This is a genomic window from Streptomyces sp. NPDC050997 (assembly GCF_040660135.1).
In the GTDB taxonomy this organism is placed as follows: Bacteria; Actinomycetota; Actinomycetes; order Streptomycetales; family Streptomycetaceae; genus Streptomyces.
The window spans coordinates 46,051-65,204 of the sequence record NZ_JBFAGK010000018.1; the positions used below are offsets into that span (position 1 = coordinate 46,051).

Below are 19,154 nucleotides of genomic sequence, written 5' to 3' on the forward strand. Positions count from 1 at the left end.
CCTCCGGCGTTCTTAGATCATGGCGTACGACACTCCCAACCGGACCGTGCCGGGAAGTGTTCCCCTGCCCCGTCAGGTCAGGTCAGCGGAATGGTGACCTCGTCCTCGACCGGCGGCTCGATCTCCTGGGCGCGGTTTCCCGTCGCCGCGTGACACCGCAGCCGGATCGCCTCCGGGGTGACGTCCAGACGCAGGAAGCACTTGAAGAAGGGCGGGCTGTACGTCGCCGAGCTCGGGGAGAACAGCTGCGTGTAGATCTTGCGCACCGGGAGCCGGAAGCGCGAGGTGCGGTCGGGGCGGCCCCCGGCGCCCAGGAGACTGGCCACGAGCCGTGTGCGCGCGGTGACCCGGGCGGGCCCGCCCGGGGCGCGGGTCGGGGAGATGCCGAGGCGCTCGGCGATGACGGCCGTGGCCTCGGCCTCGGTGAGCGTGAAGAAGCGGCGCAGGCGCAGGCGGCGGCCGTAGAGGCGGCTGTAGAAGGCGAGGGAGTCGCCGCGCAGCGGGTAGCAGCGGAAGTCCTTCTCGGTGACGTCGCCGACCGAGATGCGGGGGATGGTGTGGGTGGCGTGCATGAAGGCCCCGCCGCCGCCCGAGACGACGTACTGGAGGATGCGGTCGCCCACCCGTACCGGATAGCGCTGGTAGTTGTGGATGTCGCCGCCTATCGCCGCCACGTAGTGGTGGTCCGGGTCGCGGACGATGTCGTCCACCGTGCCACCGCCCTCTATCGGGCACGGGTGGTGCTCGCCGTCCACGTACAGGGGCGATCCGGTGATCAGGACCTTCGGGCGAGGGCCGCGGGAGACCTCACGCAGCCAGGCCCCCTGCTCGGCGTCGAGCGTGCCCAGCAGACCCGTGTCGATCCCTATGATCCGCACCGGTCCGGCGTCCACCGCCCAGTACGGGCCCGGCTGGACGGCCCGTTGGGCCTGGGAGGCCCGCAACTCCCGCTCCCGGTCGAGCCGTCCGCCGTCGTGCGGATGCGGCCGGTGCCACAGGAGCGACCGCAGCCAGGCCCGGGTGAGGGGGCGGGGCGCGGGTTCGGGAGCCAGCGGCGGGGCGTCGTCGCAGAAGACGCGCATGAACGCGCCGAGGTCCTCGTACCAGTCGTGGTTGCCGGGTATCGCGTAGATCGGCGCCCGGTAGTCCTGGTACGGGCGGAAGAACTTGGTGCCGTAGTCGTCGGCGCTGCCCACCGGATAGATCACGTCACTGGCGATGACGGCGAAGCGGGTGTCCTGACCCGTCTTCAGGAAGCCCGGCACGACGGCGTACTGGGGATCGTCGCCCTCGCCCGTGTCGCCGATGACCATGAACGAGAACTCGTCCGGGTCGTCGCGTCGGATCACCTTGTCGGCGGGTGCGCCGGCCGCCGCCCGCTGCGCCACCCATCGGCTGCGGGTCCGGCCCGTGGGGTCCCCGAACCAGGAGGCCACGACACCGTTGCGGGCGGCCCACAGCGTCTTCGGGTTCAGCCAGGAGATCTTCTCGACCTTGGACGGCATCAGCCGCTGGTACTCGCCGCGTTCGGCGGTGCCCCAGCCGGCGCCTTCGGCGGTATCGCGTGAGGAGTCAGACACCGGTGCACCGTAACAACGATCTAGAACCGGCCGAGAGGGGAGTCCCCCCAGGGCGTATCCGCCAGGCCTGACACCATCGCTGCCGGTGCCCCACCTCGTCACCGCCGGTACCGCACCTCCCGAAAGGCACCCATGCCCGACTTCCTCGACCTGCCCACCTACCCCGAACTCCCCGGCGACCGGCTGCTGTTGGGTATCCGTCACTTCGACGAGCCGTTCCTGCTCACCGTCTCCCTCTCCCAGGGCCTGGGGTCGAGTGAACTGTGGCTGGACCGGGGCCGGGCGGGCAAGGCCAGGCTCGCGGAGTTCCGCCGGGCCGGGGACCGGGTGCTGTTCGTCGTACGCAACAAGCACTTCCTCACCTCCGGCGACGCGGCCGCCGTACGGGCGGGTCAGGAGTCCTTCGCCATGTCCGTGGTGTGGAGCGCCCCGGTGCTGCGCGAGGACGACGGGACGGTGGTCGTGGACGCCGGCGGGCTGGTGACGGCCGACCACGACCGGATCGCCGAGCACCTGCACGAGCGCGGGCAGGGCGACTACGCGATCGACGAGGCGACGAGCCTCCCGCTCGTCGCCGACAGTCGCACCGGCCCCGCCGGCACCCGGCTTCCCGCGCTGCTGACCCTCCGGGGGCCCGGCCGGGGCGCGGCCGTCCGCGCGGTCGCCGCTGATCCGCGTGCCCTCACCGTCGTCCAGCAGCTGAACCTCATGCGGCTGCCCACGTCCCCGATGCCCGCCCGGCGCTTCCACCCGGCCTCCGGCGGCTACGGCATCGGCCACACCGACCACGCCCTCGTCGGGGTACGGGACACCCAGGTCAAGCTCCAGCCCCGCTTCCGCACCGGACCGGACGCCGTACCGATCTTGTTCCAGGTCGACCCGGCCATCCCCGAACCCTTCCGCTCCGCGGTCGTCGAGGGCGGCAACTGGTGGCAGGGCGCCTACGAGCGGATCGGCCTGCCCGACGCCTACCGAGTCGAGCCCGGCGGCGCGGACTTCGACCCGTACGACCCCGAGGTCAACGGTGTGGTGTGGGTGCACCGGGCGGGCCGCGGCTGGTCCCTCGGGCAGGGGCTGACCGACCCGCGCACCGGCGAGATCCTGCACGCCCGGGTACGACTCGGCTCCCAGCGCGTGGAGCAGGTCCGCGCCCTCGGCGAGGCCCTCCTCGCACCGTACGGCCGCCCCGACGAGGCCGAACGGCTCGCGGCCGTCGAGGAGTTGGTGCTGGCCCGGCTGCGGCAGCTGGCCGCGCACGAGATCGGCCACGCGCTCGGCTTCATGCACAACTTCGCCAGTACGCGGCATCCGGAGCCGTCCGTCATGGACTACCCCCACGCCCGCGTCGGGGTCACCGAGGACGGCGGTCTCGACCTCTCCGCCGCGTACGCCACCGGACTCGGGCCCTGGGACCGCTTCCTCGTCGCCCACGCCTACGGCCACTTCGCGGACGGGGACGAGACGGCGGCGCTCGCCGCACTGCGCCGGGAGGCCGCCGACGCGGGCCTGGTCTACGTGACCGACGACGACACGAGCGGCCCCGACGCCGCCCACGCCGACGGCGTGCCGTGGGTGACGGGCGGCGACGCGCCGGGCGCGCTGGAGGCGATGCTGCGGGTACGGCGGATCGCCCTGGAGGGCTTCTCCCGGGGTGTGCTGCCGCCCGACCGCCAGACCGGTGAACTGGAGGAAAGGGCCGTCCTGTTGCACCTTCTGCACCGACACGAGACGGCGGCGGTGGCGCGGCTCGTGGGCGGGGTGCGGTATGCGCACGGCTGGGCGGGCGAGGCCATGGCCCAAGGTGGCGGTGCTGGTGCTGGTGCTGGTGCTGGTGCTGGTGCCGGTGCCGATGCGGGCGGTGCGCTCGCCGATGGAGGTGCCGGAGGGCTCCCGTCGGCCGGGGAGGGCGGCGACACGCCACGTGCCGGGTACGGCGACACGCCAAGTGCCGGGTACGGCGACACGCCGCGCGCCGAGCCAGACGACACGCCGCGCGCCGTAGGCAGCGACACGCCCACGCCGGCCGCTGCCGGGCACGGGGCCCCGCCCGCCGTGGAGTCCGTCGACGCGGCCGGGGCGCCCGCGGAGCACCCTGGCGTGGCTGCCGCCGAGGATGCCGTTACGCCCAAGGCCGGACGTGGCACGGTTCCCGTCGACGCCGACACCCAGCACCAGGCCCTCGCCCAGCTCGCCGGTCTGCTGCGTGCCGAGGAACTCGGGCTGCCCGAGGCGGTGTTGGCCACGCTCACCCCGCCGGCCGTCCGTCACACGCGCACGGACCAGTACCTCGACACCGACGCAGGCCGGGTCCTCGACCCGTTCGAGGCGGTCCGGGTCGGCGCCGGCCTGGTGACCGAACAGCTCCTGGAGCCCGCCCGGTTGACCCGGGTCGCCTGGCAGCATGCCGTCGATCCGGCACTGCCCGGCGTCACCGACGTGGTGGACGCTCTGCTGGACGCCACCTGGCGGCGCACCGACCCGCTGCCCGCAACGCTGCCGGGCGGGACGGCCGTACAGCACACGGCCAACTGGACCGTCCTCAACCACCTGCTGACCATTCTGGCGGGCGACGCCCTGCGCGTCTCTCTCCGAGCCGAGCTGCGCGGCGCGTTGCGTCGCCTCGCGAGGGAACTGGAGGTGACCGACGGCGAGCGTCGGCGCGCGGCGACCGAGCTGATCGACGGTTTCCTGACCGACCCGGGATCGGTGCGCCTCGACCCGCTGCCCAGGGTGCCGCCGGGCGCGCCGAACTGACCGCTACCGCCGCCGCGAGCGAGGATTCCGCGGGGATCCCGCGGGGCCCCCGCGCCGTACGGAACCGGCGACCGAATCGGAGAGGACATCGGGCCGGGCGGCGGGCGGCGGTCCGGCCGAAGTCTCCGCAGCGGTCTTCGGGGGCGTCGCGCCCCGGCTCCAGTCGCCGTCGCCCAGAACCAGCAGCGGATCGAACATCACCACCACCCCGGCCAGCACCAGGAAGATGACCGGTCCCGCCAGCATGGGTAGCAGCAGCGAGGTGGGCGAGTCGCCCGCCCAGGTCCCAGGGCTGCCGTCGTGCACGTGGACGCTGACGGAGGCCATGCCCGTGTAGTGCATCCCCGACACCGCCGCACCCATGACCAGACTGGCCCCGAGGCTGGTCATGAAGCCGCGGATCGAGACCGCCGCCCACAGGGCCACCGTGGCGGCGACGATCGCGATCACCACGGAGAGCGCGACGACGGCCGGGGCGTAGCTGAAGTCGCCGTTCAGATGCATCGCCGCCATGCCCAGATAGTGCATGGCGGCGACACCGAGACCGGTGACCGTGCCCGCGACGCCCAGCATGGCGCGGCTCGCACCGCGGCGGCCGACGAGGAACACGCCGACGCCGACCACGACGATCGCCACGACGAGACTGAGCACCGTCAGGCCCACGTCGTACCGGATCCGGGTCTCCTCGACCTGGAAACCGATCATGGCGATGAAGTGCATCGTCCAGATGCCGCTGCCGATCGAGGCGGCGCCCAGCGCCAGCCAGCCCGTCTTCCACGCCTGCGTGTCCAGCATGGTGCGGACGATGCAGCGCAGGCCCAGAGCCCCACCCAGGCACGCCATCAGATACGCCGCCACAGGGGTCACCGCTCCATAGCGGAACCCGTCGACCGTGCCTTCCATACGCCAATGTCCCCCAGATCACAGCTGTTTGTGAGGGGAAGGTCTACGTGTAGGACAGGAACAAAAGCAAGGTCTTACCGTTGGTACGCTGCGAACTCTCGAACGCCATGGATCAACTTCGGTCACATAGCGGCGAGTTCGAGCCAGATGGGCTCCTCGGTGCGTGCGACATGGCATCCTCCACGGGCGCACGCACAGGAAGTGCCCTTCAAGAACGTGCCGTTCAGAAGGCGCGCTTCAAAAGGTCCAGCAGAGCCGTCCAGTGCCGTTCGTCGCCCGCGGCGTCGTACGCGGCGGTGTCGGCCTGCGTGAAACCATGGTGTGCCCCGCTGTAGACCTCGCAGGTGTGGCGGACGCCGGCGGCGGTGAGCGCCTCCTCCAGGCGCACGATCTCCTCGACGGGCAGCGACGGGTCCTGGTCGGCGTGTCCGAAGTACAGCTCGGCGGTGATGTTCCCGGCCACCAGGTGCGGGCTGTCCGGAGCGTCGTTCGCGAGGTGCGCGCCGTGGAAGCCGGCCGCGGCGGCGACCCGATCCGGGTAGGTGCCCGCGGTGAGCAGGGCGAGCCGTGCGCCCATGCAGTAGCCGGTGAGGGCGACCGGACCGTCGGCGGCCACCGGCGAGTCGGCCAGCACCCGCAGGTAGGCGCCGGCGTCCCGCATCGCGAGGTCCGGCGTCAGCTCCCGCGCGACCGGGCCGATCCGCTCGAAGATCTCCGGACGCGCGCGCGGGTCGATGAACTCCGGCAGCTCGAAGACAGGCGCCCGCCCGTGACGGTAGAACAGGTTGGGCACCAGAACCGTGTAGCCGGCCCCGGCCAGCCGGTCCGCCATGGACCTCAGCTGCGGGCGCAGCCCGAAGGCGTCCATGTACCACAGGACCGCGGGACGCGGTTCCCCGTCGGCCGGGTGGACCAGGTAGGCGTCGGCGACGCCGTCCTCGGTGGGTATGTCGACAGTGGTTCCCTGTACGGCGGTCATGTCGGGGCTGCCTCTCTGTGTGGGGAGTCGGCGAAGGCCCTGCCCGCGCTGGGAGGGGGCAGGTCCGATCATGGTGGCACGTTCCCTGCGGCCCGTCGCTCCCGCCTCAGGAGGATCTGGCGGTACCCCTACTCGAACCGCGAGGTGTCGCCCGCGCCCTTCCGTACGATCTCGGCCTCGCCGCCGGAGAAGTCGATGACCGTCGTCGGCTCGGTCCCGCAGTCCCCGGAGTCGACCACCGCGTCCAGCACGTGGTCGAGCCGGTCCTTGATCTCCCAGCCCTGGGTCATCGGCTCGTCCTCGTCGGGCAGCAGCAGGGTGCTGGACAGCAGCGGCTCCCCGAGTTCGGTGAGTAGCGCGTGGGTGACGACATGGTCGGGGATCCGGACGCCGACGGTCTTCTTCTTGGGGTGCTGGAGGATGCGCGGCACCTCCTTCGTCGCCGGCAGGATGAAGGTGTAGCTGCCCGGGGTCGACGCCTTGATCGCGCGGAACACGTCGTTGTCGACCCGTACGAACTGGCCGAGCTGCGCGAAGTCCTGGCAGACGAGAGTGAAGTGGTGGCGGTCGTCCAGGCGCCGGATGGTCCGGATCCGGTCGATGCCGTCACGGCTGCCGAGCCGGCAGCCCAGCGCGTAGCAGGAGTCCGTCGGATACGCGATGAGCGCACCCTTGCGGACGCTGTCCGCGACCTGGGCGATGGTGCGCGGCTGGGGGTTGTCGGGGTGCACATCGAAGTACTTCGCCATCCGCCGAGCTTATGCCGTACGGCGGCACCGGTCGCGCGGGCCCCACTCCCGGCACGATCGCGGCCGTACGACACCTGTGGTGGGCCGCTCACTCACGGTACGGAGACCAGGCACCGACCCGGGAGTCCGGGGGGTCCGGAGCCTTCACGCCCGGAGCCGGCCGCTGCCCAGGCATCCGCACCCCGGCCCACCTCGCGGAGAACCTCTCCACCACCCGGGTCGGCCTTCAGGCGAACGTAGCCTCTGGCCATGGACATCACCGCCGTACGACTGGAAGTCCCCGCCACGCCGACCGCGCCCGCGCTCGCCCTGCGGCCGTGGCACCCGGCGGACGCCACCGGCCTGGTGGCCGTGTTCCGTGACGACGAGGCGCTGCGCCGGTGGGCCTCGGGCGGCCCGCACGACGAGGCGAGTGCCCTGGGCTGGGTGCGGGAACAGTGGCGGCTCGGGGAGAGCGGCGAGCGCCTCTCGTTCGCGGTGGTCGAGACCCGCGACCGCACGCCCGGCGGGCGACTGGTCGGCCACGTCGTCGTCAAACGCGGCGCTCTGGACAGCGCGTCGGCCGAGGTCGGCTACTGGACCGCGGCCCACGCGCGCGGCCGGGGCGTGGCTCCCCGGGCGCTGCGGACGCTCACGGACTGGGTCTTCGCGTCCTTCCCCGAGGACGAGGTGACGCGCCTGGAACTGCTGCACCAGGTGGACAACACCGCCTCCTGCCGGGTCGCGGACAAGTGCGGGTACGTCTTCGACGCGCTGTTGCCCGCGGCGCCGCCCGCCTTCCCGCTCGACGGCCACCGGCATGTCTCCGCACGCGGAGAAAATGCGACGGGAGAGTGGGAAAAGTGGACAAGTTGTCAAGTAGGTAAGGCGAGCTTCCGGGGCGGGCGTCCGGCGGGGAAGGGTGAGGTAACGTCCGACGTCCCGAGCGGTATGGCGTGACACGACTGAAGGGCCGGGGGAAGGCGACGTGGCTGGACGGGAGGACAGGCACCGTCCCACGCGGGCGAAGAGCGGCGAGGACACGGACTGGGCACAGGAACTGCTCGACCATCTGCGACCGACCGGGCGCGACGTCCGCCGGCTCGTCGACTGGCTCGCGGGCGCCGTCCAAGGCGCCGCCTCCCTCCAGGACGACACCGGTGCCCTCCTCGCCGGCACCCGCGTCGCGGTGGACGAGGACCTGGCCCGGGACATCGTGACCGGCCGCATCGCCTCCGCCTCCTGGGAGGGACGGGAACAGCATCTGCGCCTGGTGAGAGTGGAGCGCCCGCACCCGGCCATGGCGGGCGTGCTCGCCGTGTCGCGTCCGGCGCCGTTCGACCGGCGCGCCGCGGAGATCGTGCTGCACACCCAGCAGGTCGTCGAACTGCTGCTGCGGGCCCGTGAGACGACCGCGGCCGGGCACCGGCTGCGGCGCGCGGCGTCCGATCTGAGGCTGGCGATCCTGCAACTGCTGATGGTGGAGGACACCGTCTCGGCGCGCAGGGTCGCCGCCGGCCTGTGGCCGGGCCTGCTCGACACGGACACCGCCTGCGTCTACGTCCTGGAGGGCGACGCCGGTGCCCGCGACCGCCTCGCCGAAGACTGCCTCGACGCCACGCAGGAACAGGCCCTCGTCGTGCGCTGCCCCGCCGTGGACGAGCACGTCATCGTGGTCACCCCCGGGGAGTCCGCGGCCGGGGCGCTGCGGTCGCTGGCGGCCAGGTCCCCGGACACGTTCCTCGGCGGCAGCGTCCGGCAGAGCCTCGCCCGTACCGCCACCGCCTACGGGCAGGCCGTCAGCGCCCTCGCCGTCGCCCACTTCCGGCCGGAGAAATCGGCCGTCTACGCCGAACGCACCCGCCCCGAACGCCTGATGGACTTGGCCGGGCTGCACCACTGGAGCGCCGGCGTGCTGCGGCCGCTCGACACGCTCCCGCACCACACCCGCGCCGAACTGCTCGCCACCACCCGGCTGGGCCTGGAGTTCACCGCCGTCAGCGCCGCCAAGGTCCTCGGCGTCAGCCGCAACACCGTGCGCGCCCGGATGGAGCGCGTCGAGGTCCTGCTGGGCACGGACTTCTCCGACCTCACCGTCCGCGCGGTCGCCCATCTCGCCCTCAACACCCAGGTCGGCTACTCCGACGCGCCGGCCGAGGACACCGGGCCGGAGTCGGCCCCGGCCCGGTTGGCCGATCTGCTGGCCGGGACCGCCGTAGGGGACTGGGCCCATGACCTTCTGGGGCGGCTGGGCGCGGACACCCGCGACCTGCGCCGGACGCTGCGCACCTGGATCGCGGCCGGAGGCAACGCGGAACGCGCCGCGCTGACCCTCGGGATGCACGCCCAGACCGTGCGTGACCACGTCCGAGGTGCGGAGCCCGTTCTGGAGCGCCACCTGCTCGCCGCCGGCAGCGACCTCTACGAGGTCGTCCTCGCCCACCTGGTCGTCGGTGATCTCGAAGCCCCCGTCCTGGACCGGACGAACCGGGGCCATCCGGACTCAACTGTGCACGGGTGAGCCCTCCGGACGGAACAGCGGGCACCGGCACGATTCACAACGGTTCTGCCTGGCACGTAAGTTCTACGCACCGCGGGGGCACGACCGGAACGGGGGACCGGTCGCGCTCCCGTGCGGTACACACCGTCACTGAACGAGTTCGCCCGGTGAGAACTCGCCGCGGAAACCGTCCCCGGCCCGCGCCCGCCGTGTTCCGTCGTGGATCGGCGGGTACTCGTCCGAGTCCGGAACGAAGACGAGCGCTGGAGGAGATGAGATCCTCATGATCAGCAGCACGGAGACCGGCGGCGTGACCGGTACGCCGGACAAGGACTACAACCTGATCTGGTATGTGGAGGCGTGCCTCGACAACGCGCTGCGGCTGGACTCCTACATCCAGGACGCGGAGCGTGAGAAGGACACCGAGGTCGCCGACCTGTTCCGCAAGGCCCAGTCCGACAGCCGCAAGGGTGCCGAACTCGGCAAGGGACTCCTGCGGGCGCGACTCGACGGCGGCTGACACCGGCGCACCCTCATGGCCCGGCCACCGCGGAGACGTCCGGTGACCGGGCCGTCGGCGTGCGCGGCAGGCCGCTTGTCGGTGCCTGGGACTGACCGTCGGCGAACGCCGACACCCCCAAGGTCGACACCCCCAAGGTCGACACCCCCAAGGTCGACACCCCCAAGGTCGACACCCCCAAGGTCGACACCCCCAAGGTCGACACCCCCAAGGGGGTACACGGTGAGAAGTCCGGCACGACGAGGCACAGCTCAGTGAGAATCGGCTCCGGGACAGCACCTGCCGGGCGGCAGCACAGTCAGGAGTGACGCATGGAGTACTACGATCTCGGCCCGCACGGCCGCTCCGTGACGACCTCGTCCTCCGAGGCCCAACTGTGGTTCGACCGAGGGCTGTTGTGGACGTACGCCTTCCACCACGAGGAGGCCGTCTCCTGCTACGAGGCGGCGGCCGAGGCCGATCCCGACTGCGCCATGGCCTACTGGGGCATCGCCTACGCCCTCGGCCCCAACTACAACAAACCCTGGGAGTTCTTCGACGACCAGGATCTGGCCAGGACCGTCGACCGCACCCACGCCGCCGTCGAACTGGCCCACGCGAAGGCCGACGGTGCCACCCCGGTGGAGCGGGCGCTGATCGGCGCGCTGCGCGCCCGGTATCCGCAGGCCGAGCCCGTGGCGGACTGTTCGGTGTGGGCCGCGCCCTACGCCGACAGCATGCGCGCCGTGTACGCCCTGGCCCCCGACGACCTGGACATCGCCACGCTGTACGCCGACGCGCTGATGAACCTCACCCCCTGGCAGCTGTGGGACCTGCGCACCGGCGAGCCGGCCGACGGGGCCCGCACCTCGGAGGCCAAGGCCGTCCTGGACCGCGCGCTCGCCACCGACGCCGGACGGCGGCACCCGGGCGTCGTGCACATGTACATCCACCTGATGGAGATGTCCCCGACCCCCGAGCTGGCCCTGCCCGTCGCCGACCGGCTGCGCGGCCTGGTGCCCGACGCCGGTCACCTCCGCCACATGCCCTCGCATCTGGAGGTGCTCTGCGGCGACTACCGGCGCGTGGTGTCGGACAACAGCGCCGCGATCATCGCCGACGAGAAGGTCCACGCACGCGCCGGGGCGATGAACTTCTACACGCTGTACCGGTCGCACAACTACCACTTCAAGATCTACGGCGCGATGTTCCTCGGCCAGTCCGAGGTCGCCCTGGAGACCGCCGCGCAACTGGAGGCGTCCATTCCGGAGGACCTGCTGCGCGTCCAGAGCCCGCCGATGGCCGACTGGCTGGAGGCCTTCCTCGCCATGCGGGTGCACGTCCTGATCCGCTTCGGCCGCTGGGACGACATCCTGGCGCGGCCCCTGCCCGCCGACCCGGACCTGTACTGCGTGACGACCGCGATGCTCCACTACGCCCGGGGCGTCGCCCTCTCCGCGACCCACCGGCTCTCCGAGGCGGAGGCCGAACGCCGGCTGTTCCACGAGGCGGTCTCCCGGGTCCCCGAGACCCGCATGCTGTTCAACAACACATGCGCCGACATCCTCGCGATCGCCTCCGCGATGCTCGACGGCGAACTGGAGTACCGCAAGGGCCACCACGACGCCGCCTTCGTCGCGCTCGAACGGTCGATCGAACTGGACGACAACCTCCCCTACGACGAGCCCTGGGGCTGGATGCAGCCCACCCGCCACGCCTACGGCGCCCTGCTCCTCGAACAGGGGCGCGTCGCCGAGGCCGAGGCGGTCTACCGGGCAGACCTCGGCCTCGACGACACGCTCCCGAGGGCCCTCCAGCACCCGGGCAACGTCTGGGCCCTGCACGGCCTCCACGAGTGCCTGGTACGCCTGGGCAGGGTGGGCGAAGCGCACATCGTCGCCCAGCAACTGCGTATCGCCGCCGCGTTGGCCGACGTACCGGTCGAGTCGTCGTGCTACTGCCGCCTCGGCACCGACACCGATACCGATACCGGTACGGACATCGGCCCCCGCTCCGGATCGGGCGGGGCGGGCCGCTGCTGCGGGGACTGAGCACCGTCGGCCGTCCTCTAGGCTGGGACGCCGCCGATGAGAGGAAAGCGCTGTCGTGGTCGATCCGCAACCGGACGCCCTGGGTCCGTTGCTTCGCGGCTTCAGACACGCGGCGGGAATGACGCTCGAGGAACTCGCCGAGGCCTCGGACGTGAGTGATCGCGCCATCGGTGACATGGAGCGGGGCCACAGCAGAGGACCGCAGGCGCGCACCGTCCAGGCCCTGGCCACGGCCCTCGGCCTCCGGCAGGAAGACGCCGACGCCCTGCTCGCCGCCGCCCGCTACGGCCGTCGCCGCACCGGACGCACGCCGTCCGGGCTGTGCGACCTCCCTCCGCCCATCCCCGACTTCGCCGGCCGCGACGAGGAGATCCGCCGGCTCGACGCGGCCGGGGGACCGGGAGCGGGCACGCACGTCGTCATCGTCAGCGGAGCTCCGGGACTCGGCAAGACGACACTTGTCGTCCAGGCCGCCCACCGGCAGGCGAAGCGGTACGACGACGGATGCCTGTTCCTCAATCTGCGCGGCCTGGACGCCCAGCCCGTCGCCCCCCATGAGGCGCTGGCCCGCCTGCTGAAGGCATTGGGTGTACGGGAACGCGACCTGCCGGCGGACGTCGAGGAACGCCAGGTGCTGCACCGCCGTCTGGTCCGCGACAAGAACGTGCTCGTCATCCTCGACAACGCCGCCGACGAGGCACAACTGCGCCCGCTGCTGCCGGGCGAAGGCACTTGCACCTTCTGGATAACCAGCCGCCGCGCGCTGACAGGCATCGAGCACGCCCGGCGGCTCGTACCGTCCCCTCTCGCGGCCGACGCGGCCACCGCCCTGCTGGAGACGATCACCGCGGACCGGCCGGGCGCCGGGACGGACGAGCGGGACACCGCCTCCCTGCAGCGCATCGCCGACCTCTGCGGAGGCCTGCCGCTGGCCCTGCGTATCGCGGGCAACCGCCTGGTGAGCCGTCCGGCGTGGACCGCGACCAGCCTGGCCGCCCGGCTGGCCGCCGAGGACCTGCGCCTGGACCGGCTGACCGCCGGAGACCTCCGTATCAAGTCGGCCTTCACCCTCTCCTACGAGCAACTGGCCGAGCCCGCCAGGAAGTTGTTCCGGCGCCTTTCTCTGGTACCGGGCCCCGACTTCGCTCCCGCCCTCGGAGCGGCACTCACCTCGTTCGGGCCCGCGCAGGTGGAACAGCTGACGGACGAGCTCATCGAACTCGGTCTGCTGAACGCCGCCGACGGTGACCGGGCCGCCTTCCACGACCTGGTCCGGCTGTACGCGCACCAGCGACTGAGCGACGAGGAGACCCCCGAGGAACGGGAGGCGGCCCACACGGCCCTGCACACCTGGCTCCTGGACACGGCCCGCACCGCCGGGCAGTGGTTCGAACCGGGCGTCGGCCCGGTCACCGTCGACGATCCGCTCGTCGACCTGCGCGACGCACCGTCCGCCCAGGACTGGCTGCGGACGGAGAGCGCCAACTGGTTCGCCGCCCTGCGCACCGCGGCGGCGGCCGGTGAACACCGCAGGGTCGTCGAGGTCGCGGAGTCCATGCACTGGTTCTCCGACCGCTGGGCCCACTGGGGGCTCTGGCACACCGTCTTCGCGCTCTCGCGAGCCGCCGCCCACGCCCTCGGCGATCCCGGTCTCGAAGCCACCCATGCCAACTACCTCGCCTGGGCGTTCGACAACTGCCTCGGCAGACCCGCCGACGGCATGGCCCTCGCCCTGGAGGCCGCCGAGCTCGCCCGGCAGGCCCAGGACCCCGTGCAGGAGGCGTGGTCACTGACGTACGCCGCCTACGCGGCCACGGCCTCGGGGAAGTTCGGTGCGGCCGTCGACCAGGCCCGGCGCGCGGTCGCCCTGTTCGCCGCCGCGGGGGACAAGGAGGGACACCCGCAGGCCCTCATGGGCCTCGCCCTCAACCTGCGCGCGGCGGGCCGCCTCCAGGAAGCCGCCGACACCTTCGACACCGCCGTGGCATGCGTGAACGACCCGGCCACCGCCCCGGCGCCGCACATCGCCGACGCCACGGTCATGAACGCCCTGAGCGGCAAGGCCCAGGTCCTGCTGGACCTCGAACGCTGGGAGGCGGCGATCGAGGCCTGCGACCGCGCGCTGGAGCGGGACGCCCGGGTCGGTGTTCCGCTCACCCGCGGCGTGCCGACGATGCGCAAGGCGCGGGCCCTGTGGGCACTGGACCGGCGGGACGAGGCGACGAAGATGATCGAGGACGCCGTCCGCTGCTTCACCGAGGCCGGATCCGAACGGTGGCTGGACGAGGCGAACAGCCTGCGGGAGAGGTGGCTGGAGCAGGGCGGGAGCACGGACTGAGGGGGCGCGGGCCTGCGCTCGGGCAGGGCGTGCGTGTCGGCCTGGTGGCGTGTCTGCGTTCGTGCGGGCCCGGTCGGCATCCGCGCGTCCCTGGTCAGCGTCCGCCTGTGCCGGACGCGGCCCCGTCCGCCGGAGTCCGCGTGGGCTCGCTCCCTCGCGACGTCGTCGCCTGCCAGTCGCGGGGCGACATACCGTACGCGGCCCGGAAGACGCGGCTGAAGTGCGCGGGACTGACGAAACCCCACCGCCGGGCCACGGACGCCACGCCGGGTCCGCGCAACGAGTGGCGCGCCAGGTCCCGACGGCACATGGCCAGCCGGCGCGTCTGGATCCACTTGGCCAGTGTGGTGTCCTCGGACTCGAAGAGCTTGTGCAGGTACCGGACCGAGACGTGGTGCGCGTCCGCGATCGACTGGGGCGACAGCTCGGGATCGGTCAGATGCCTCAGCACGTGGTCCTTCACGCGGACCAGCATGGCCCGGGTCGCCTCGGGGGCCTGTGGAGCGTGCCGATCCCGACGTTCCCGGACCAGGGTGGCCAGCAAGTCGCAGGCGGTGAGCCCCAGTTGGTGTCCGGACTCGGACGGGATCCCGGTCGCGTCGCGGGCCAGCGCTCCCAGATAGGCCGCCACGACGCCGGCGCAGCCGCCGGTGGGGAAGAACACCGTGGCGGTGAGGGCCCGTAGATCCCCGTCGGTCACGTTGAGCGCGGTGCGGGGCAGGTGGAACGCCGTGAAACCGAACTTCGCCGGCAGCTCCTTCAGGAAGGGCCGCGCGGAGTCGGACAGGGCGAACTGCCCAGGCTCCAGGAACGCCTCACGCCGGTCCTGTTCCAGCCGGGCGGTGCCGTGGTGCTGGATGGTGAGCGTGAGGTGGCTCTCGCCGCCCCGCGCGATCATCCGGCGATCCCGTACGACCTTCTGCGGCCCCGCCGAGACGGCCGAGACCTGGAGCGGCCCCAGCTGATGACTGGTGATCGTCGCTGCGGACGGCCGCGCCTCGTACAGCTCGACGTCCAGCGGAATGAACGTGTGGGACACGGCCTGACGCCAGAACTCCGCGCGGTCGGACGGGGACAGCGAAGAGGTCGACAGGTTGATGCTCATGACGACTCCTTGGTGGATCCCGACGCGACCGCCGATCGTGCGGCGCCATCCATCACACCGCGGACCGACCACCCGCGCCAGGAAGAACAACAGGAAGAACAACAGGAAGAACAACAGGAAGAACAACAAGAAGAACAACAAGAAGAACAACAAGAAGAACAACAAGAGGGAGGTGCCGGGAATGCGCCGGCGGGGGTCGGCGTTACAGCCCACGTAGCTGACATGCACGGGCCAAGAAGCCCGTGGTGTGGGCGGAAGGAGGACCTCATGGCACGCAACACCGCGCGTCCCGTCGTCACGCTGAGGTCGACGGCCGGGACCGGCGTCACCTACGTGACCCGCAAGAACCGTCTCAACGACCCCGACCGGCTGGTCCTGCGCAAGTACGACTCGGTGGCCGGGGAGCACGTCCCCTTCCGCGAGGAGCGATGACCTCGGTCACCGCACCGCGCCGGACGGCCGTGGGAAAGGAAAACACCATGAGGACCGACATCCATCCCGCCTACCGCCCGGTCGTCTTCCGCGACCGCGCGGCGGGAGCCACGTTCCTCACCCGCTCGACCGCGCGGACGTCGCGGACGATCGAGTGGACGGACGGCTCCACCTACCCGCTGGTCGACGTCGAGATCTCGTCGGCCGGCCACCCCTTCTACACCGGCGCCTCGCGGGTCGTGGACACCGCGGGCCGGGTGGAGCGGTTCCAGCGGCGCTACGGAGACATGGCGACCACCGTCCGCCGCTGACCACGCGACAGCGTTCGAGCAGGAGGAGGACACGGACATGAAGGTGCGCAATTCGCTGCGCTCGCTGAAGTCCAGGCCGGGGGCGCAGGTAGTGCGCCGCCGGGGCGTGACATTCGTGATCAACAAGAAGGACCCGCGTTTCAAGGCCCGCCAGGGCTGACACCGCGCGTCCACCCGGTCGGCTCGGCCCCGCACCCAGCGGCGGCCGGGCCGACCGCCGCGACGAACCGACGACGCGCGCCCGATCCATCTGCGCCACACCCGACGCTCCACGCCGCAGGTCGAGGTCAGGTCGAGGTCAGGCCGACGTCAGATCGCCGTCAGGCCCCTGACGGCGGCGGCACGGGAACACCGCGCACGGGATGCTTGCTCATGACGGACACCCGGTTGAAGGCGTTGATCGTGATCGCCACCCAGATCACCGCCGATATCTCGTCGTCGGACAGCACCAGCCGCGCCTGAGCCCAGGCGCTCTCCTGCACCGCGCTGTCCGCCGGACACGTGGTGGCCTCGGCCAGTGCGAGCGCGGCCCGCTCGTGGGGCGTGAACAGCTGGGTGTCCCGCCAGGCCGGAAGAACGCCCAGACGCTGGGTGGTCTCGCCGGCCCGCAGCGCGGCCCTGGTGTGCAGGTTGAGGCAGTACGCGCAGGCGTTGATCTGCGACACCCGGATGTTGACCAGCTCGACGAGGAGCCGGTCCAGTCCCGCGGCGGCGGCGACGCCCCGCACGGTCTCGGCCGTGGCGGTGAGGGCCTGGTACGCCTCGGGACTCTGCTTGTCGACGAAGACCCGTCTGCCGGTGGTCGCCGGTGCCGTATCTGTCACGTGCGCTCCTTGATCGCGATCTCTCGCTGATCGTCCTATCACGCGCCGAAGACCCCGGCCGCGCCGGGACGGCGAGCCGGGGTCGGGCGGGCGCACGCACCGCACGGCACGTGGCGCGGGTGCGGGCGGATCCCCGTCAGCAGTCCGGGACTCCCGCGATCTTCTGGCCTCCCCGCAGGTACAGGTTGTTCACCCAGGCGATGTCGCTGCCGGAGAGCTCCATGACAGCGGTCCACCAGTTGTTCGTCCCGACGGCGGGGTCGGTGACGGTCTGGCCCTGCTTCTGGCACACGGCGTCCAGCCAGTACGTGGAGCGGACCGCGAGCACGTTGGACGAGGTGTTCGGCTGCTCACGCAGGTTGACGTCGGTCGCCCAGACGTAGACGTCGGTGAGGGTCGGGTCGCCCCCGTCGGCGGTGGCCGGAGCGGCCTGTGCCGTGGTGGCGAGGGCGCCGGTGGCGAGCGCGGCGACGGCCAGGGCGGTGGCGGAACGACGTACCAGACTCTTCATGTGTGGGTCCCCCATGAGGTGAATGACTTACGGTTCAGCAGGTCGCGGAGGCGGGCAGACCGCCGTACTGGTCGCCCTTGAGGTAGACGGCGCTGACGTAGCCCTCGACGAGCTGCACCCAGACGTCGTTGACGTAGCCGTTGTCGCGGATGGTCTCGCCGTGCTTCCAGCAGTAGGCGCCGCGCGGTTGGCCGGCCGCGACACTGCCGACCTTGTCGTACCAGGTGGCCGGGCCCGAGCGGACGTTGACCGTCTCGTACGGCTCGACCGCGTACGGCGCTGCCAGTGCGGTGGCGGAGCCCCGGTCGGGGGCGGCGACGGCGGACGTGGCCGCGATCGGGCCGAGCAGGGCGAGCGCGCCGGCGCCGACGAGTGCGGCCCTGGCGATGGTGTGAGTGGGCATGACGTGTTTCCCCCTGTGGTCATGTGGTCCTGCGCGGCACTTGGCCGGCACTCAGCACGATAGGGAGAGGTGAGGCCCCGCGGTCCCTGACAGATGTCAGGGACCGCGGGAGGGCAGCGGTATTGGTGTGCGGGCGGTCAGCGGTGTGCGGGAGCCGGTGGGGGCCGCCGCCTTGGGTGCCCCCGCCTCTGGTGCCGCCGGCTCTGGTGTCGTCGCCGGGCACCGCGCGGAGGCGCGCCCGGGCAGCAGCGCGAGGTGCTCCTCGTGCACCAGGTTGAACCGCAGGGCCAGCGTCACCAGGTCCTCGCGCTTGGCGCCCACCCGCCCGCCGTCCTTCGGGCCGGACGTCGTCAGGTCGTCCTCGTGGACGCTCCGCAGCCGGAGCTTCGCGGACGTCAGATAGTCGATGTGGTAGTTCACCGCCGAGCGGGTCAGGTCACGGCACGACTTCAGGGGACGCAGCCGCTCGACGATCTCCCCGGCGCCGGGCAGGGCCGCACCGGAGGAACTGCGCAGCCTCGGTTCGCACAGTGCGACCAGGACCAGGAAGTACTTCGACGTCGGGTCGAGGGAGAAGGGGCTGACGGTCCGCTCCCCGTGGTCGGGACCCGCCCCGTCCGGCGCGTAGGCGTGCTGCGGCGCGAAGACCTTGAACGTCGCGGTGCCGTCCAGCGCGGGCAGCACCACTCTGGAGAACTCGAACGGGATGGGGGCGCCGAGCCGTCCCGGCGCGACCTTGATGTACTCGCCGGCTCCTTCGAGGTTCTCCACCACATAGGTGGACGTGGCGCTGAAGTTCGACAGGCGCCAGAAGTCCCCGGCGGCCTCGACGCGTCCCGCCTGGCGCGACACACCCGGATCGGCCAGCACGATGGCCGGCGCGTCGCCGGGAGCCCCCCGGCCGAAGTCCTTCGTCTCACCGGGCCCCATGTGGAGCAGCCGCGGCTTCCGGTGAATTCCCCTGTGATGTGCCGTTGTTTCGTCGGGTAACTGCACGATAACGGTGTCCATTACACACTTCCCCCGTGATAGTCATCGAAAATTCTAAAGGCCCCGCCGGCTTTCCGGGGAGGCCCAACAGGCCGTTCTCCACCACTTGTTCTTCGGGAACGCGCCGTCCCCGACAGGATCCGAACATCCGGTCTCCACGGTTCCGGCGAACCCGGTCGCGCCGGCCAATGGCGACTGCCCCCGGATATCGAACGACGTGGCCCGCCATCGACGGGTGCGTTTGCT

Annotated in this window: 18 protein-coding genes and 1 pseudogene; 10 read left to right on the forward strand and 9 right to left on the reverse strand. The window is 71.7% G+C overall.

The genetic code is table 11. The features are described 5' to 3' along the window. Positions 1–77: 77 nt before the first annotated feature. Positions 78–1,580, reverse strand: coding sequence for a metallophosphoesterase (locus tag AB0H86_RS32275; protein WP_362446789.1), 1,503 nt, complete (start codon positions 1,578–1,580; stop codon positions 78–80). A 132-nt stretch (positions 1,581–1,712) separates the two neighbouring features. Between AB0H86_RS32275 and AB0H86_RS32280 the strand changes: the two genes are divergently transcribed. Beyond that, on the forward strand, positions 1,713–4,334 hold the full coding sequence (locus AB0H86_RS32280; RefSeq protein ID WP_362446792.1) for a zinc-dependent metalloprotease: 2,622 nt from the start codon (positions 1,713–1,715) through the stop codon (positions 4,332–4,334). Between the two features lie 3 nt (positions 4,335–4,337). Here AB0H86_RS32280 and AB0H86_RS32285 read toward each other — a convergent pair whose 3' ends face one another. The 3 genes from AB0H86_RS32285 to AB0H86_RS32295 form a co-directional block, all read right to left on the reverse strand. Further along, positions 4,338–5,237 carry an MHYT domain-containing protein gene (locus AB0H86_RS32285; RefSeq protein ID WP_362446795.1) on the reverse strand — a complete coding sequence of 300 codons (900 nt, stop codon included), beginning with the start codon at positions 5,235–5,237 and terminating at the stop codon, positions 4,338–4,340. 223 nt (positions 5,238–5,460) lie between these two features. After that, positions 5,461–6,216 carry a dienelactone hydrolase family protein gene (locus AB0H86_RS32290; RefSeq protein WP_362446798.1) on the reverse strand — a complete coding sequence of 252 codons (756 nt, stop codon included), beginning with the start codon at positions 6,214–6,216 and terminating at the stop codon, positions 5,461–5,463. Positions 6,217–6,344: 128 nt separating this feature from the next. Beyond that, complete coding sequence (locus tag AB0H86_RS32295; RefSeq protein ID WP_362446801.1) at positions 6,345–6,965, reverse strand: L-threonylcarbamoyladenylate synthase; 621 nt, start codon at positions 6,963–6,965, stop codon at positions 6,345–6,347. A gap of 249 nt (positions 6,966–7,214) precedes the next feature. Here AB0H86_RS32295 and AB0H86_RS32300 point away from each other — a divergent pair, with 249 nt between their 5' ends. The 5 genes from AB0H86_RS32300 to AB0H86_RS32320 all read left to right on the forward strand — a co-directional run bounded on the left by AB0H86_RS32300 (position 7,215) and on the right by AB0H86_RS32320 (position 14,332). Further along, on the forward strand, positions 7,215–7,904 hold the full coding sequence (locus tag AB0H86_RS32300) for a GNAT family N-acetyltransferase (protein WP_362446804.1): 690 nt from the start codon (positions 7,215–7,217) through the stop codon (positions 7,902–7,904). Between the two features lie 28 nt (positions 7,905–7,932). Next, positions 7,933–9,465: a helix-turn-helix domain-containing protein gene (locus AB0H86_RS32305; RefSeq protein WP_362446807.1), complete on the forward strand. Its 1,533-nt coding sequence runs from the start codon at positions 7,933–7,935 to the stop codon at positions 9,463–9,465. A gap of 262 nt (positions 9,466–9,727) precedes the next feature. Continuing rightward, entirely contained in the window at positions 9,728–9,964 is a 237-nt protein-coding gene (locus AB0H86_RS32310; RefSeq protein WP_362446810.1) for a hypothetical protein, read from the forward strand. Positions 9,965–10,275: 311 nt separating this feature from the next. Next, the gene (locus tag AB0H86_RS32315) at positions 10,276–11,994 is read left to right on the forward strand and encodes a hypothetical protein (protein WP_362446813.1); all 1,719 of its coding nucleotides are present in this window, start codon (positions 10,276–10,278) and stop codon (positions 11,992–11,994) included. 55 nt (positions 11,995–12,049) lie between these two features. Further along, entirely contained in the window at positions 12,050–14,332 is a 2,283-nt protein-coding gene (locus AB0H86_RS32320; protein ID WP_362446816.1) for an NB-ARC domain-containing protein, read from the forward strand. Positions 14,333–14,426: 94 nt separating this feature from the next. On the opposite strand, the gene AB0H86_RS32325 is transcribed toward AB0H86_RS32320, so the two are convergent. Beyond that, on the reverse strand, positions 14,427–15,437 hold the full coding sequence (locus AB0H86_RS32325) for a helix-turn-helix domain-containing protein (protein ID WP_362446819.1): 1,011 nt from the start codon (positions 15,435–15,437) through the stop codon (positions 14,427–14,429). Here AB0H86_RS32325 and AB0H86_RS32330 point away from each other — a divergent pair. Genes AB0H86_RS32330 through ykgO form a run of 4 tightly spaced genes read left to right on the forward strand, consistent with a single transcriptional unit; the run spans position 15,436 to position 16,340 of the window. Then, positions 15,436–15,654, forward strand: a complete 219-nt coding sequence (locus AB0H86_RS32330) for a hypothetical protein (protein ID WP_362446822.1) — start codon at positions 15,436–15,438, stop codon at positions 15,652–15,654. The two genes, AB0H86_RS32325 and AB0H86_RS32330, sit on opposite strands and share 2 nt — an antisense overlap. 50 nt (positions 15,655–15,704) lie before the next feature. Next, complete coding sequence (rpmG, locus tag AB0H86_RS32335; RefSeq protein ID WP_362446825.1) at positions 15,705–15,869, forward strand: 50S ribosomal protein L33; 165 nt, start codon at positions 15,705–15,707, stop codon at positions 15,867–15,869. A gap of 47 nt (positions 15,870–15,916) precedes the next feature. Next, positions 15,917–16,180 carry a type B 50S ribosomal protein L31 gene (locus tag AB0H86_RS32340; RefSeq protein ID WP_362446828.1) on the forward strand — a complete coding sequence of 88 codons (264 nt, stop codon included), beginning with the start codon at positions 15,917–15,919 and terminating at the stop codon, positions 16,178–16,180. 37 nt (positions 16,181–16,217) lie between these two features. Further along, entirely contained in the window at positions 16,218–16,340 is a 123-nt protein-coding gene (gene ykgO / locus AB0H86_RS32345; RefSeq protein ID WP_361503306.1) for a type B 50S ribosomal protein L36, read from the forward strand. 160 nt (positions 16,341–16,500) lie between these two features. On the opposite strand, the gene AB0H86_RS32350 is transcribed toward ykgO, so the two are convergent. From AB0H86_RS32350 to AB0H86_RS32365, 4 genes and pseudogenes are all read right to left on the reverse strand, one after another. Further along, a complete protein-coding gene (locus AB0H86_RS32350; RefSeq protein WP_362446831.1) occupies positions 16,501–17,004 on the reverse strand; it encodes a carboxymuconolactone decarboxylase family protein in 504 nt (167 codons plus the stop codon). Positions 17,005–17,140: 136 nt separating this feature from the next. Further along, entirely contained in the window at positions 17,141–17,515 is a 375-nt protein-coding gene (locus AB0H86_RS32355; protein WP_362446834.1) for a peptidase M23, read from the reverse strand. A 34-nt stretch (positions 17,516–17,549) separates the two neighbouring features. Then, positions 17,550–17,918, reverse strand: coding sequence for an SH3 domain-containing protein (locus tag AB0H86_RS32360; protein ID WP_362446836.1), 369 nt, complete (start codon positions 17,916–17,918; stop codon positions 17,550–17,552). A gap of 234 nt (positions 17,919–18,152) precedes the next feature. Then, positions 18,153–18,929, reverse strand: a pseudogene (locus AB0H86_RS32365) (serine/threonine protein kinase); the annotation flags it as partial. Positions 18,930–19,154: the final 225 nt, after the last annotated feature.

What these genes read in the sequence shown, in the direction of transcription:
- AB0H86_RS32355 (WP_362446834.1), bottom strand. Translation starts at nt 17,515, where the DNA reads ATGAAGAGTCTGGTACGTCGTTCCGCCACCGCCCTGGCCGTCGCCGCG.
- AB0H86_RS32300 (WP_362446804.1), top strand. Translation starts at nt 7,215, where the DNA reads ATGGACATCACCGCCGTACGACTGGAAGTCCCCGCCACGCCGACCGCG.
- AB0H86_RS32315 (WP_362446813.1), top strand. Translation starts at nt 10,276, where the DNA reads ATGGAGTACTACGATCTCGGCCCGCACGGCCGCTCCGTGACGACCTCG.
- AB0H86_RS32310 (WP_362446810.1), top strand. Translation starts at nt 9,728, where the DNA reads ATGATCAGCAGCACGGAGACCGGCGGCGTGACCGGTACGCCGGACAAG.
- rpmG (WP_362446825.1), top strand. Translation starts at nt 15,705, where the DNA reads ATGGCACGCAACACCGCGCGTCCCGTCGTCACGCTGAGGTCGACGGCC.
- AB0H86_RS32340 (WP_362446828.1), top strand. Translation starts at nt 15,917, where the DNA reads ATGAGGACCGACATCCATCCCGCCTACCGCCCGGTCGTCTTCCGCGAC.
- AB0H86_RS32360 (WP_362446836.1), bottom strand. Translation starts at nt 17,918, where the DNA reads ATGCCCACTCACACCATCGCCAGGGCCGCACTCGTCGGCGCCGGCGCG.
- AB0H86_RS32325 (WP_362446819.1), bottom strand. Translation starts at nt 15,437, where the DNA reads ATGAGCATCAACCTGTCGACCTCTTCGCTGTCCCCGTCCGACCGCGCG.
- AB0H86_RS32280 (WP_362446792.1), top strand. Translation starts at nt 1,713, where the DNA reads ATGCCCGACTTCCTCGACCTGCCCACCTACCCCGAACTCCCCGGCGAC.
- AB0H86_RS32290 (WP_362446798.1), bottom strand. Translation starts at nt 6,216, where the DNA reads ATGACCGCCGTACAGGGAACCACTGTCGACATACCCACCGAGGACGGC.
- AB0H86_RS32330 (WP_362446822.1), top strand. Translation starts at nt 15,436, where the DNA reads ATGACGACTCCTTGGTGGATCCCGACGCGACCGCCGATCGTGCGGCGC.
- AB0H86_RS32285 (WP_362446795.1), bottom strand. Translation starts at nt 5,237, where the DNA reads ATGGAAGGCACGGTCGACGGGTTCCGCTATGGAGCGGTGACCCCTGTG.
- AB0H86_RS32295 (WP_362446801.1), bottom strand. Translation starts at nt 6,965, where the DNA reads ATGGCGAAGTACTTCGATGTGCACCCCGACAACCCCCAGCCGCGCACC.
- ykgO (WP_361503306.1), top strand. Translation starts at nt 16,218, where the DNA reads ATGAAGGTGCGCAATTCGCTGCGCTCGCTGAAGTCCAGGCCGGGGGCG.